The sequence below is a fragment of the Microbacterium esteraromaticum genome, from assembly GCF_014084045.1.
Taxonomy (GTDB): Bacteria; Actinomycetota; Actinomycetes; order Actinomycetales; family Microbacteriaceae; genus Microbacterium; species Microbacterium esteraromaticum_D.
Map to the genome: position 1 here is coordinate 3,019,007 of NZ_CP043732.1, position 13,145 is coordinate 3,032,151.

General features: G+C 70.2%; 11 protein-coding genes. 4 read left to right on the top strand and 7 right to left on the bottom strand.

Features of this window, described 5'->3' with window-relative positions:
- Positions 1–4: 4 nt before the first annotated feature.
- The 6 genes from FVO59_RS14530 to FVO59_RS14555 form a co-directional block, all read right to left on the bottom strand.
- Complete coding sequence (locus FVO59_RS14530) at positions 5–1,039, bottom strand: alanine racemase (protein ID WP_182253265.1); 1,035 nt, start codon at positions 1,037–1,039, stop codon at positions 5–7.
- Entirely contained in the window at positions 1,036–1,728 is a 693-nt protein-coding gene (locus FVO59_RS14535; protein ID WP_182253266.1) for an alanine racemase C-terminal domain-containing protein, read from the bottom strand. Before FVO59_RS14535 ends, FVO59_RS14530 begins: the two co-directional genes overlap by 4 nt.
- A 15-nt stretch (positions 1,729–1,743) precedes the next feature.
- Positions 1,744–2,496: a type 1 glutamine amidotransferase gene (locus FVO59_RS14540; protein ID WP_182253267.1), complete on the bottom strand. Its 753-nt coding sequence runs from the start codon at positions 2,494–2,496 to the stop codon at positions 1,744–1,746.
- Positions 2,493–3,812: a MurT ligase domain-containing protein gene (locus FVO59_RS14545; RefSeq protein WP_259363268.1), complete on the bottom strand. Its 1,320-nt coding sequence runs from the start codon at positions 3,810–3,812 to the stop codon at positions 2,493–2,495. Before FVO59_RS14545 ends, FVO59_RS14540 begins: the two co-directional genes overlap by 4 nt.
- On the bottom strand, positions 3,809–5,062 hold the full coding sequence (locus FVO59_RS14550) for an RNA polymerase sigma factor (protein WP_182253268.1): 1,254 nt from the start codon (positions 5,060–5,062) through the stop codon (positions 3,809–3,811). Before FVO59_RS14550 ends, FVO59_RS14545 begins: the two co-directional genes overlap by 4 nt.
- A gap of 165 nt (positions 5,063–5,227) precedes the next feature.
- Complete coding sequence (locus tag FVO59_RS14555; protein ID WP_182253269.1) at positions 5,228–6,154, bottom strand: proteasome assembly chaperone family protein; 927 nt, start codon at positions 6,152–6,154, stop codon at positions 5,228–5,230.
- Between the two features lie 111 nt (positions 6,155–6,265).
- On the opposite strand from FVO59_RS14555, the gene FVO59_RS14560 reads away from it, so the two are divergent.
- The 3 genes from FVO59_RS14560 (at position 6,266) to sucB (ending at position 10,935) form a co-directional block, all read left to right on the top strand.
- Positions 6,266–7,741: a leucyl aminopeptidase gene (locus FVO59_RS14560; protein ID WP_182253270.1), complete on the top strand. Its 1,476-nt coding sequence runs from the start codon at positions 6,266–6,268 to the stop codon at positions 7,739–7,741.
- Positions 7,741–9,114: a dihydrolipoyl dehydrogenase gene (lpdA, locus tag FVO59_RS14565; RefSeq protein ID WP_182253271.1), complete on the top strand. Its 1,374-nt coding sequence runs from the start codon at positions 7,741–7,743 to the stop codon at positions 9,112–9,114. Before FVO59_RS14560 ends, lpdA begins: the two co-directional genes overlap by 1 nt.
- A 72-nt stretch (positions 9,115–9,186) precedes the next feature.
- Positions 9,187–10,935, top strand: coding sequence for a 2-oxoglutarate dehydrogenase, E2 component, dihydrolipoamide succinyltransferase (sucB, locus tag FVO59_RS14570; protein ID WP_182253272.1), 1,749 nt, complete (start codon positions 9,187–9,189; stop codon positions 10,933–10,935).
- A 6-nt stretch (positions 10,936–10,941) separates the two neighbouring features.
- Here the strand turns inward: sucB and FVO59_RS14575 are convergent, their stop codons facing one another.
- Complete coding sequence (locus tag FVO59_RS14575; protein ID WP_182253273.1) at positions 10,942–12,306, bottom strand: hypothetical protein; 1,365 nt, start codon at positions 12,304–12,306, stop codon at positions 10,942–10,944.
- Between the two features lie 121 nt (positions 12,307–12,427).
- Here FVO59_RS14575 and FVO59_RS14580 point away from each other — a divergent pair, with 121 nt between their 5' ends.
- Entirely contained in the window at positions 12,428–13,138 is a 711-nt protein-coding gene (locus tag FVO59_RS14580; protein WP_182253274.1) for a DUF4191 domain-containing protein, read from the top strand.
- Positions 13,139–13,145 lie beyond the last annotated feature (7 nt).

The following is a 13,145-nucleotide window of genomic DNA, read 5'->3' on the forward strand; positions in this document are numbered from 1 at the left end:
CGGATCAGTCGATCACGACGCGCCGCACGGCGGGAGTGAGCCGGGTGATGATCTCCTCGCCGACCGTGTCCACGCGTTCGGCGAGAGCGGTGGCATCCGGCTCGCCCGCCGAGCCCGGCCCGAAGAGCACCACGCGCTGACCGACTTCGGCGCCCTCCCAGGAGGCGACGGTCATGCTGGCTCCGTCGATCCGGAGGACGGGTCGTGTGCCGCCCGGCGTCGCGATCTCCGCTCCGCGCAGTATCGAGGGCAGGCCATGGAAGGCCCCGATGCCGACGCGGACCGCATCGGCATCGACCTGCTCGACCGGCGCGGTGAGCCGCGCGATCAGGCTGAGGCCGTCGAGCGGCGGCCCGTCGGCCGACCGGATGCCGTAGCAGAACGCGCCGATACGGCTGAGCGAGCCGCGCAGTTCCGGGCGCCACCATGCCGCCGCTGACGCTGTCAGGTGCAGCACTTCCGGTGAGCCGCCCGCGTCGACGAGCTGCGCGACGGCATCGAGGAACACGTGCTGTGCGGTGTCGTCCTCGGCGTCGCTCGCCTCGGCGAGATGGCTCCATACGCCCGCCACCGCCACCGTGCCGCTGCGCTCGGCTGCGAGGGCGGTCATGACGGCCTCTCGCCACTGCTCAGGACGGAAGCCGTTGCGATGCAGACCTGTGTCGATCTTGAGATGCACGCGCACGCGGGCGCCCGCTCTCCCGGCTTCGACGATCACGTCGTCGAGGTAGGCGGCCGACCCCACACCGAGGTCGATGTCCGAGGCGATCGCCTCCGCGATCTCCGCACGAGGGGACGTGGCCCAGGCGTACACCCGCTGATCGGTGAGCGCGCGGATGCGCAGCGCCGTCGCGATGTCGTAGCCGCCGAACCAGGTGACGCCGGCGGCCGCCGCCTCGGGAACCGACCAGTCGATGCCCAGTCCGTACGCGTCGTCCTTCATCACGAGCAGCAGCTCGGACGGCGCCAGTCGCCGCTGCACCGCGGAGATGTTGCGGCGGAAGGCACTGCGCGAGATCTCGAGGACGGGTCCTGTCATGCGATCCACTCCCGCTGTCCGTGCCGGCCGATGACCACGGCCATCTCCATCGCCGACAGGCCGCTCACGTCCGACCAGCGCGCCAGCGCTTCACGCGCGCCGCCGGTGCCGCCGAAGTACGTCACGGGCGCGCCGTCTTCGGCATCCCCGCCCTCCAGGTCGACCACGCACACGTCCATCGCGATGCGACCGACGACGGGCAGCATCGCGTCGCCCACCTGCACCCGCACTCGGTTGCCCAGTGCCCTGAGGATGCCCTGGGCGTAGCCGCCCGTGACGAGGGCGACGCGCGTGTCCTCCGTCGCACGATGCGTGTATCCGTACGAGACGGCCTCTCCGGCGCGCAGCGGCTTGGTCGAGAGCACGCGTCCCTGCAGGCGCATCACCGGATCGACGGCCGAGGCACCGGAGGCGTCAGGGATCCCGAAGAGGGCGGACGGATCGACGTCGGCGGTACCGGAGAGATGGATGCGCATCCCCGACGCGGCCGACTCGTCGACCGCGTCGGCGTCGACGATCACGTCGGTGATGCCGACGCCGGCCAGGATGCGCGCCGTCTCAGCGGCACCGTGACCGAAAGCGTCATGGCGCAGGTCGACGAGCGACCCCGGCGCGACGAGCGCCTGCGCGGATCGCTCGAGCGCTCCCCGCGAGAGGAGCACCCGTGGCAGTGCACTGCTGAATCCCATGACGCTCTCCGGCTCTCAGAGCTGAATGGTCTTGAAGCCCTTGTCGTGGATGAACCGCTCGATCGCGTCCCTGGCGCCCTTCGCGTACTCGTCGAACGCATTCGCCGTCGCGCCGGGGAGGTCGAGCCCGCGCCGGGCGGCGACGGTGGCGACGAGCACGTCCGCAAGCGCGGGATTGAGCGGCAGCACCGGGCCCTGCACGTTGCCGGCGAAGGCGTTGCGATGGCGGACGAGCTCACCACGGCCGTCGCCTCGCGAGAAGCTGCCCCGCCCGGCGACCACGGTGCCGTATGCGACGGCCTCGTCGGCCAGCGTCCACTCTGAGGCGTGATCCTCGAAGCCGACCACGTTCGCATCCGGGGTGCGGACCGTGATGTAGCCGACCCGGCGGTCGCGCGTGCGGGCGACCCGGTACGGCATCACGCCCAGACCGGCGACGCTCTCGCCGTCGGTGAGGTCGATTCTCTCGCCGAGCAGCTCGGCAGAGCCGCCGACGGCGAACAGCGTGCGATCGTCGCCGATGAACGAACGCAGCTCATCGGCGCGGGCGAGGAAGTCGGCGTGCACACCGCGCAGCGCCGAGAGCGGGCCGTTGCCGATCACCACGATGTCGGTGCTCGCGGGCAGCTGCTCGCCGACCCCGACATGCGTGGTCGTCGAGGCGATCCCCCTGGCTCTGAGACGCTCCTCGAGGGTGCGCACGTTGCCGCGGTCGCCTGTGATGCCGAGCTCGGCGGGGTACAGCTGAGCGATGCTGATCTCGGTCATCGGCGTGCCACCTCCTGGTCGCCGTATCCGAGGATGCGACGGCCGATCATCATCAGCTCGTAGTTGACGAACCACGTCTGCTTGCCGGCCCCGGTCTCGGGGAACGAGCGCATGATCTCCACGGCCTTCTCCATGTCGGGCTCGACCGTGCCGATCTCGACGCCCGCGTACGCGAGCGCCAGTGCGAGCTGGTGCGCCTTGTCGCCCGTGACCACGTCGACGCGAGGAAGCGCCGCGAAATCGACGTCGTACAGCCACGAGACGTCCGGCGTCCCCTCATCGATGGCGATCAGGGCTCGTTCGGGAGTGCCATCGAGAGCGTCCAGGTTCATCTGGATGCTGGGGCCGTTCTTGAACATGACGAACTCGACCTGCTCGCCCGCCGGGTCGCGGCGCAGCGGGATGACCTCGCCGCGGCCGTAGGCGGGTGCCATGCTCACGAAGCCGGCCGCAGCGCGGTCGACGTCGAACTCGGCGCCGAGCACCCCCGATGCCACGGCCAGGGCGGCAGCGGCATCGGCGGCGTAGTGCAGACCTCTCGCAGGAAGCGTGATGCGGGCGTCCGCTCCCCCGACGTTCACGACGACCTCGCGGCCGGAGACCTCTCGCACCTCGGAGAAGGCGTCGCGCTCGATGATGCCGGCGGTACCGCTGCGGGTGTCCACTGCATTGGCGAGGCCGTGCGCCGACGACGCGACGATGTCGGATGCGACCCCGAAGAACGTCACCGGGGCGCGCATCGCGTCGACATCGATCTTCGACAGGTACGGGTCGTCGCGGTTGATCACGACATGCGCCGAGGCGCGCTTCGACGCCTCCAGCATCATGTCGGCGACGCGCTCGGTCTCGTAGAACCGGTACAGCTGATCGACCTGCACGTTCAGCGACAGGATCACCGACGGCGAGAGCCGGTCGGCGAGGTCGGCTGCAAAGCCCTCATCGATCTCGAGCACGGCGACGTCCGCCCGGATGCGGCCGGTGAGGGTCGCGTCCGCGAGCAGCGCACTGGTCACTCCTTGCGGCAGGTTGGCGCCGGTCGGGTTGGTGAAGACCCTCAGCCCGTGAGCACGCAGCACCTCGCTGACCATGTGCGTCGTCGTGGTCTTGCCGTTGGAGCCGAGCACGAACACCACGCCGTAGCGGAACTGGTCGGCGAGCGTCGGCAGCAGCGACGGGGCGAGACGATTCGTGAGGTAGCCCGGGAATGCGGATCCTCCCCCGCGCAGACGGGTCGCGAAACGCGCGAGCTTGCCCGCCAGCACGGGGAGGACGTACCGCAGGCCGGCCGAGCGCGCCTGGGGTGCCGTCGACGTCATTCGAGGTAGTCCCGCAGCGACTGCGAACGGCTCGGGTGACGCAGCTTCGCCATGGTCTTCGACTCGATCTGGCGGATGCGCTCGCGTGTGACTCCGAACGTGTCGCCGATCTGGTCGAGGGTCTTGGGCTGGCCGTCGCCGAGGCCGAAGCGCATCCGGATCACGCCGGCCTCGCGCTCGGACAGCGAGTCGAGCAGCTGCTCGAGCTGTCGCTGCAGCATGGTGAAGCCCACGGCGTCGGCGGGCACGACGGCCTCGGTGTCCTCGATGAGGTCACCGAACTCGCTGTCGCCGTCCTCGCCGAGCGGGGTGTGCAGCGAGATCGGCTCTCGACCGTACTTCTGCACCTCCACGACCTTCTCGGGGGTCATGTCCAGCTCGCGCGAGAGCTCCTCGGGAGTGGGCTCGCGGCCCAGGTCCTGCAGCATCTGGCGCTGCACTCGGGCCAGCTTGTTGATGACCTCGACCATGTGCACCGGAATGCGGATGGTGCGGGCCTGGTCGGCCATGGCACGGGTGATCGCCTGGCGGATCCACCACGTGGCGTAGGTCGAGAACTTGAAGCCCTTGGTGTAGTCGAACTTCTCCACCGCGCGGATCAGGCCGAGGTTTCCCTCCTGGATCAGGTCCAGGAACTGCATGCCGCGACCGGTGTAGCGCTTGGCGAGCGAGACGACGAGACGGAGGTTGGCGCCGAGCAGGTGGCTCTTCGCGCGCTGGCCGTCGCGGGCGACCCACTGCAGGTCGAGTCCGAGCTGGCTCGACTTCTCCGCAGCCGACATGGTCGACAGCTTCTCCTCGGCGAACAGACCGGCCTCGATGCGCATCGCGAGCTCGACCTCTTCGGCCGCGTTGAGCAGTGCGACCTTTCCGATCTGCTTGAGGTAGTCCTTGACCGGGTCGGCGGTCGCGCCGGTGATCTGGGTGGAGTAGACGGGGACGTCGTCCTCGTCCTTCGATGTCAGGACGATGGCGCCCGTCGGCAGCGGCTCGGTGAAGGCGGGCTTCTTGTCGCCCTCCTCGTCATCGGCATCCTCGGTCTCGACGACGACGTCCTCGGCCTCGGCGGCCTCATCGTCCTTCTTCGCCGTGCGACGGGCGGGGGCCTTCTTCGCGGCGGCCTTCGCCGGCGCCTTGGCAGCCTTCTTCGGCGTCGCCTCGGCAGCGTCGATCGTCTCGGCCTCGGCGGCCTCGGTCGCGGCGGCGGTCTGCTTGGTCGTCCGGGATTTCTTGCTCGTGGCAGGAGTCACGTTTCGCCTTTCACGGAGCGGTGCACACGCTCCGAGCCATTTCGGACACTAGTAAGACCCTTGTCAAGTCCATCCGCGAGGAATGTCTGTTGACAACGGGTCGAGCATCCATTATCACACACACCGGCGCCGGGTTCCTCCGATTCGCCGGATCCGCTCGTCCGGTCAGCGCTGCTTGTCGTCGTCGCCGGGCCTGCGGGTCGCGAGATAGCGCTCGAGCTCGGCGGCGAGCTCGTCAGCGCTGGGCAGATCGCGCTCGTCGAAGCCTCCCTTGTCGCCGGTGTCGTCGCGACCGGCCATGTACGCGTCGTAGCGCTGCTCGAGTCCGTGCAGCATCTGCATCAGCTCATCGCTGCCCTGCACCTGTTCGGCGACGCGGGCGTGGAACTCCTCGCCTCGTTCGTGCACGGCATCCATGCGCAGCACCAGCCCGGTGCCCGCCATCAGCTTGTCTGCGGCGGCGATGACGGTGTCGGGATACTCGGTGTCTGCGAGGTAGTGCGGCACCAGCAGCACGAAGCCGGCCACGCGCACGTCGCTCTCGATCAGGCGGAACTCGAGCAGGTGCGCCGCCGTCGCCGGCACCTGCGTGCGCGGACGCCACACCGAGTGCACCGCGGTGAGGTCGCGGCGGTTGCCGCTGACGGTCGCCCCGAGCGGACGGGTGTGCGGGACGGGCATGGCGATCGAGTGCACCCAGGTGACCCCCGCCACCTGGAAGGCCTCGACGAAGTCGACCACCGCACGGGCGAAGGCGTTCCAGGCGAAGTCGGGCTCGTAGCCGGAGAGAAGGAGGAACTGCTGGCCGAGCGCATCGTGCGCGAGCGACAGCTCCAGTCGGGAGGGCCGGTACTCGGTGAGGTGGTCTTGGTCGAAGAGCATGATCGGCCGACGCGCACGGTAGTCGAGAAGCACATCGTTGTCGAAGACGATCAGCGGGCTCGGCTCGGTCGTCGCGTTCAGGTGCTCGATGAGCCCGGCGACGGCGCTTCCCGCATCGGTGAAGCCGGTGAGCAGGATGACCAGGGGCAGGCCGGTCGGCACGTCCGGGGCCCCGGGAACCGACTCGAAGAGGTCTGCAGGTGACGGCATGCCTCCATGCTACGAGTCGCACCCGCGGGCAGGGCGGTGAGGTGCATGCTCACAGCGAACACGGCACGGCGCCCTCGTCTCGGCAGCGGCCGCCGTCCATAGGATGGAGGCATGACGCTTCCCGTGATCTCTCACACGACCGATCCGTTCCCCGGAGGCACTGCAGACGCCGCGGTGCTCGTCATCCCCGATCCCTCCTCCTCTGCCGACGCACTCAGCGGCTTCGAGGGACTTGCCGACACCCTGGCAGGAATCGGGTACAAGGGAACCGCCTCCGCCTACACGCGCGTGCATGTTCCGACAGTGACGTCGCTGCCGCTCGCCGTCGTCAGCGCAGGCGGGCAGCCGGATGCAGCATCCGTGCGCGACGCCGTGGCCACGGCCGTCCGCTCGCTGACCGGGTTCTCGACGGTGGCCGTCGGCTTCGCAGGCGACCTCGACGCACACGTCGACGCCGCCGCGGAAGGCGCGCTGCTGGGCGGGTACCGCTTCGACGACTACCGCTCGGCGAAGAAGCCCTCCCGCGCCGACGCGATCGTGCTGCATGCGACGGAGACCTCCGACGACGCCCTCGATCACGCCCGGACGGTCGCCGAGGCCGTCGCGCTCGTCAAGGATCTCGTCTCGGTGCCGGCCGAATGGCAGAGCCCCGCGCAGCTCGCCGAGGAAGCTGCGAAGGCAGTCGCCGACCTGCCCATCGAGATCGAGGTGCTCGACGAGACGCAGCTCGAGGAGCAGGGCTACGGCGGCATCCTCGGCGTCGGCCGGGGCTCCGATCGCCCGCCGCGGCTGGTGCGCCTGGAGTACTCCCCCGCCGAAGCGGTGCGTCACATCGCCCTCGTGGGCAAGGGCATCACCTTCGACACCGGCGGGCTCTCGCTCAAGCCCGCGACCGGAATGGTCGGCATGAAGTTCGACATGGCGGGCGCAGCAACCTCGCTGGCCGCGATCCGCGCCATCGCCGCCCTCGGTCTTCCCGTGCGCGTGACCGCGTTCCTGTGCATCGCGGACAACATGCCGTCCGGCCGCGCGACCCGCCCCGGCGACGTGCTGCGCATGCTCGACGGCCAGACCGTCGAGGTGCTCAACACCGATGCCGAGGGGCGCCTGGTGATGGCGGACGGGCTGGTCGCCGCGAGCCGCGAGAATCCCGACGTGATCATCGACGTCGCCACCCTCACCGGCGCGATCATCGTCGCGCTGGGGATGCGCCACACCGGGGTCATGGGCGACGACGACGCCGTAGCCGAGTACCTCGCCGCCGCGGAGTCGGTCGGCGAGGACGCGTGGGCGCTGCCTCTCCCGGCGTTCATGGAGGAGAGCCTCGATTCGCAGATCGCCGACATGATCAACGCGAACATGGGCGACCGCTCCGGGGGGTCGCTGTTCGCCGGTCTGTTCCTGCGCCGCTTCGTCGGTCGCACGTCGGATGCCGAGGATGCACCGCGCATCCCGTGGGTCCACCTCGACATCGCCGGCTCGAGCGAGCACAAGGGCGCTCCGTACGGGTTCACGGAGAAGGGTCCGACCGGCGCCGCCGTGCGCTCCCTGATCGCCTTCGCACGAGCATCGGTCAAGGAGTCCTGATGGCGACGCATGAGTTCGACCTGGTCATCCTCGGCGGGGGCAGCGGCGGATATGCGGCTGCGCTGCGCGCCAGCGAGCTGGGCAAGAAGGTCGTCCTGATCGAGAAGGACAAGGTCGGCGGCACCTGCCTGCACCGCGGCTGCATCCCCACCAAGGCGCTGCTGCACGCGGCGGAGGTGGCCGACCACGTGCGATCGGCGGCGTCGGTCGGGGTCACGGCGACGCTCGAGGCCGTCGACGCGTCCGGCGTCCGCGCGTACCGTGAGGGCATCGTGGCGAAGAAGTTCAAGGGTCTCGAGGGCCTGATCAAGGCCCGCGGCATCACGACCGTGGCCGGTGAGGGCCGCCTCGACCCCGATCGCTCGGTCGTCGTCGGCGACGACCGCTACGTCGGTGTCGACGTCATCCTGGCGACGGGCTCGTACAGCCGCTCGCTGCCCGGCATCGAGATCGGCGGGCGCATCCTCACCAGCGAGCACGCCCTCGCGCTCGACGAGGTGCCCGGCAGCGTGATCATCCTCGGCGGCGGTGTCATCGGCGTCGAGTTCGCCAGCGTGTGGAAGTCCTTCGGCGCCGAGGTCACGATCGTCGAGGCGCTGCCGCACCTCGTTCCGAACGAGGACATCGCCCTCAGCAAGGGTCTGGAGCGCGCCTTCCGGCGACGCGGCATCACGTACTCGCTCGGCACCCGTTTCGAGAAGGCCGAACAGAATGACAACCAGGTCACCGTGACGCTCGAGGACGGCAAGAGCTTCACCGCCGACTACCTGCTCGTCGCCGTCGGCCGCGGCCCTGCCACGGCCGGCCTCGGATTCGAGGAGGCCGGTGTCGGTCTCGAGCGCGGATTCGTGACGGTCGACGAGCAGCTGCGCACGGCCGTTCCCGGCGTGTGGGCCGTCGGCGACATCGTGCCGGGTCTGCAGCTCGCGCACCGCGGCTTCCTGCAGGGCATCGCCGTCGCCGAGCGCATCGCCGGCATGGACGTCCCGACGCCGCCCGAGTCGCAGATCCCGCGGGTGACGTACTGCAGCCCCGAGGTGGCGTCGGTCGGCATCACCGAGGAAGCCGCCGTGGCCGCTCACGGTGCAGACGCCGTGGTCTCGTACGAGTACAACCTCGCCGGCAACGGCAAGAGCGAGATCATCGGCACCGGCGGCACCGTGAAGGTCGTGCGCCGCAAGGACGGCCCCGTTCTCGGCGTGCACATGCTCGGCGACCGGGTCGGCGAGCTGATCACCGAGGGGCAGCTCGCGGTCGCGTGGGAGGCGCACCCCGAAGACATCGCGCCCCTCATCCACGCGCATCCCACGCAGAGCGAGGCACTGGGCGAGGCTTTCCTCGCACTCGCCGGAAAACCGCTGCACGCCCTGTAGGAACGCACCAATATCCGTAGACGCCCAGGTCACTAAGCTTGGGGCAACACAAATTTCTGAAGGAGACTCGACATGAGCACAGCCGTGGTCCTTCCCGCACTCGGGGAGAGCGTCACCGAGGGCACGGTCACTCGCTGGCTGAAGCAGGTCGGCGACACAGTGCAGGCCGACGAGGGCCTGCTGGAGATCTCGACCGACAAGGTCGACACCGAGATCCCGTCCCCCGTCAGCGGTGTCATCGAGGAGATCCTCGTCGCCGAGGACGAGACCGTCGAGGTCGGCGCGCTGCTCGCGCGCATCGGCGACGGCAGCGGCGCGGCGTCGGGCGGAGAAGCACCCGCCGCAGAGGAGCCGGCCGCAGAGGCTGCTCCGGCCGCAGAGGCACCGGCTGCCGAGGCGCCGGCTGCGCAGGCACCGGCAGCACAGGAGACCCCTGCTGCGGAGGCGGCACCGGCAGCGGCCGCATCCGGCGATGCCACCGACGTCGTCCTCCCCGAGCTGGGTGAGAGCGTCACCGAGGGCACCGTGACCCGCTGGCTGAAGCAGGTCGGCGACGATGTCGCAGTCGACGAGGCGCTGCTCGAGATCTCGACCGACAAGGTCGACACCGAGATCCCGTCGCCCGTCGCGGGAAAGCTGCAGGAGATCCTGGCGGCCGAGGACGAGACCGTCGAGGTCGGCGCCGTGCTGGCACGCATCGGCTCCGGAGCACCGGCGGCCGCACCCGCCGCCGAGGCTCCCGCTCCGGCTCCGGCCGCCGAGGCTCCGGCTCCGGCCGCCGAGGCAGCCGCTCCGGCACCCGCTCCCGCCGCTCCGGCTCCCGCCGCTGAGGCTCCTGCTGCTCCGGCCGCTCCGGCTCCCGCCGCGGCCCCGGCCGCTCCCGCTCCGGCCGCGGAGGCACCCGCTGCCGACTCGGACTCGCTGTACGTCACGCCGCTCGTGCGCCGCCTGGCCAGCCAGCAGGGCATCGACCTGTCGACGATCACCGGCACCGGCGTCGGCGGACGCATCCGCAAGGAGGACGTCCTCAAGGCCGCCGAGTCGAAGTCGCAGGCTCCCGCCGCCGAGGCGGCCGCTCCGGCAGCGGCGCCGCTGGAGGTCTCGCCCCTGCGCGGCACCACCCAGAAGATGTCGCGTCTGCGCAAGGTCGTCGCCGAGCGCGCTGTCGCCTCGATGCAGCAGACCGCTCAGCTCACCACCTTCGTCGAGGTGGACGTCACGAAGCTCGCGGCGTTCCGCAACGCGAAGAAGGACGAGTTCAACCAGAAGACGGGCGCGAAGCTGTCGTTCCTGCCGTTCTTCACCCTTGCGGCCGCCGAGGCGCTGCAGGCCTTCCCGATCATCAACTCGACCGTCGACGGCGACTCGATCGTCTACCCGGCGACCGAGAACATCTCGATCGCGGTCGACACCGAGCGCGGCCTGCTCACCCCGGTCGTGCGCGATGCGGGCACGAAGAACATCGCCCAGCTGGCTCAGGAGATCGCCGATCTCGCGGCGCGCACCCGCGACAACAAGCTGAAGCCGGACGAGCTCGCAGGCGGCACCTTCACGGTGACCAACACGGGTTCGCGCGGCGCGCTGTTCGACACGCCTCTGGTGTTCCTGCCTCAGTCGGCGATCCTCGGCACCGGCGTCGTCTTCAAGCGCCCCGGCGTGGTCACCGTCGACGGAGTGGATGCCATCGCCGTCCGCTCGTACGTCTACCTGGCGATCTCGTACGACCACCGCACGATCGATGGCGCGGACGCGGCTCGCTTCCTCGGCGCGATCAAGACCCGCCTCGAGTCGGCGGAGTTCGCTGCGAACCTCGGGATCTGACCCCGCTCAGCCCCGATCCGATGGCTGGTCCGCGACGTCGTACACGTCGCGGACCAGCCATCCGTCTTCGTGGGCGACGAGCACGAGCATCTGCTCGCCTCGCTGCCCTGACGCCCCCAGGCGCAGCACGCTGACGTCGCCATAGTCCTCGACGGCCGTGATCGTCCGGCCCTCGCCCGCGCCGGCGAGGCGCTCCTGCACGAGAGCCCCTGCCCCGTCGACGACCGAGTCCGCGCATGCCGCATCTCCCTGGTCCGCGCAGTCGGCGATCGCTGCGAGGAGCACGGCGGCGTGCTGCTGCGCGGAGCCGTCCGTGACCGCATCAGCCTCCGCACCTGACGACGGGTGAGCGTTCTTCTGCGTCGGCACCCCCTCCGACGTGCGGGACTCGGCGCTCGCATCCTGAGTCCCCTGGTCGACGGTCGCCTCATCGGCGACGCGCTCGGACGCCGATGAGTCCTGCTCTGACGACGGCCACAGCAGGCCGCCGATGAGCACGACGCCCGCAACGGCCCCGCCGGCCAGCAGCATCCTGCCCCTCCCCGCACGCGCGGGAGTCGCAGAGACCCGATCCGCAGCGGGCGCGTCGACGTGCCCTCGGCGTGCCCGCCGATCGCCGATCGTCTCGCGCAGCCGCATCGCCAGCTCGAATGCGCGCTGCCCCGCCTGTCGCAGACGGTCGCGCGGAGCGGCCGGCGACTGCGCGTCGCCCGGCAGCCGCACCAGGTGCGCCTCGATCGCCGCAACTCGCTCGGGAGCGAACGCCTCACGCAGCAGCGGCTTCGGTGCGGCGAGATCGGTCAGCTCGCGCTCCCACTGCTCGAGGGAGCGACGCACGACCCGCGGGTCCCCTGCGGCGGTGGCGACGCGGGCGAGCAGGCGGTCCATCGCGCGGTCCGCACAGCCCTCGCGCAGCCGGGCGATGAGGGCCACGGCAGACTCTGAGCACCCTGCGCCCTCGCCCGGCGCGAACAGCGGACGGGCGTCGTCGGTCAGCCACCACTGGCCTGCCACCGCCCGGTCCCCCACCTCGACGATCCCGCGCAGCATGCTGCCGACCAGTGTCACCGTCTCCCCCGTCGACAGCCCCGTCTCCCCGACGGCACGACGGCCGAGGAACGCCTCGACGCGGTCCGCGCACCACGGGAGCAGAGCATCGTGGCCGTCGGATCTGCGAAGCACGTCGCCCACTCCGGCGACGTGCTCAGCCCCCGCGAAGGCCCAGAGCACCTCCGGCACCGATTCGGCGGGCACGCGCACCGCTCGCCGCTCGCCGTCGGTGATCAGCTCGCCGGGGTACGCGGACTCCCGTGGGTCGAGCAGCCGGATCCCGCGATGCGCCTCCGGCGCCAGCACTGCCGTCTCATCCATCCGACCATCTCAGCGCTCGGCGACGACCGCTGGGCCTGGAATCCGCGGTCTGGGGACGGAATGGGCCGTTCGGGCTGCTGTGCAGGAAGAACGTGCATCACGGAATCGGTAGGCTGTACGCATGGCAAAGAGTGCTCCCGTCACCGAGAAGCGGCCCGGCTTCTTCTCGCAGATCCGTTCCCTGTTCCGTTTCACGCGGGACGTGTACGGCTGGCTGCCGTGGGCGCAGATCGCCATTCTCATCGCGGGTGTGCTGATCGGTCTGATCATCGGCTACCTCATCAGCGGCGCCTCTGTGCTCGGCCTCATCCTCTGGGGCTTCACCGGCCTCATGTTCGGTGTTCTCGGCGCGATGTTCCTGATGACGCGTCTGTCGACCAAGGCCATGTACGCCAAGATCGACGGGATGCCCGGAGCCAGCGGCCACGTGCTGAGCACCAGCCTCGGGCGCAGCTGGTCGGCATCCGACACCCCTGTCGGGATCAACCCGAAGACGCAGGAGGCCGTCTACCGCGTGGTCGGCCGCGGCGGCATCGTCATCGTCGGCGAGGGAGCCCGCGGTCGCCTGACCCGGCTCGTGAACGAGGAGCGCCAGAAGGCGCAGCGCGTCGCCCACGGCGTGCCGGTCACGGTCCTCTATGTCGGACACGGTGACGACGACGTCGCCATCGCCGACCTGTCGAAGACCATCAAGAAGCTTCCGAAGGCGATCGACAAGGCCACGATGGCGGCGGTCATCCGCCGCGTCGAGTCGGTGTCGCAGTCGCTGTCGTCGCTGCCGATCCCTAAGGGCATCGACCCGACGCGCGTGCGCTCTCAGCGGCCTCGCTGATCCCGCA